1 protein-coding gene is annotated in these 547 nt (G+C 44.2%); it reads right to left on the bottom strand.

Annotation, left to right across the window (positions count from 1 at the left end; translation table 11 throughout):
• The coding region (locus tag ACFINC_RS10225; protein WP_375617141.1) for an MFS transporter at nt 1-547 on the bottom strand (547 nt) is incomplete at both ends.

The following is a 547-nucleotide window of genomic DNA, read 5'->3' as shown; positions in this document are numbered from 1 at the left end:
AGACTGGAAAATCCGCCATTTTCCAACAAATCAGGAGAAATCAAATGCGATAAAGGTGCTGCTAAAGCCGCATTCATATAATTCAAACTAAGACCAACAGTAAACTTTTTCGCTGGCGCAAAAGCCTCCATCATATAAAGTAACGCAAGCGAAGCCAAAGGCGCAGCAGCGATCCCAGCAAAAAAGCGAATAATCAGCGCAGAACGCAAATCGGTCACAAAGAGCTGCAACGCGCAAACCAAAACGAAGCCAAGGATCGACAGTTCAGCAAAAGCACGCAAACCAAATTGATAGCGAATTTTGATCAACATAATCGCCACACTGACATTTGGTGCCATATAGGCTGCAACCAACCATGTCGTCTCGGCTAAAGTTGCATGAAAATCACCGGTCAGATGGACAATATTAGACTGAACAATATTGGCTCCTAAGCCATAAGCCCATTGCAAAATAAGAGAAGCGAAAATATAAACAAAACATTTCGGCAAAGGTCCCGCAAAAACACGACCAGGACGAGGAAAAGGCTTTCCGCCCCTTTTGGCAGACA

This window comes from Bartonella sp. AP58NXGY, from assembly GCF_042195785.1.
Lineage (GTDB): Bacteria > Pseudomonadota > Alphaproteobacteria > Rhizobiales > Rhizobiaceae > Bartonella.
This window is presented reverse-complemented; position numbering and strand designations above follow the sequence as displayed.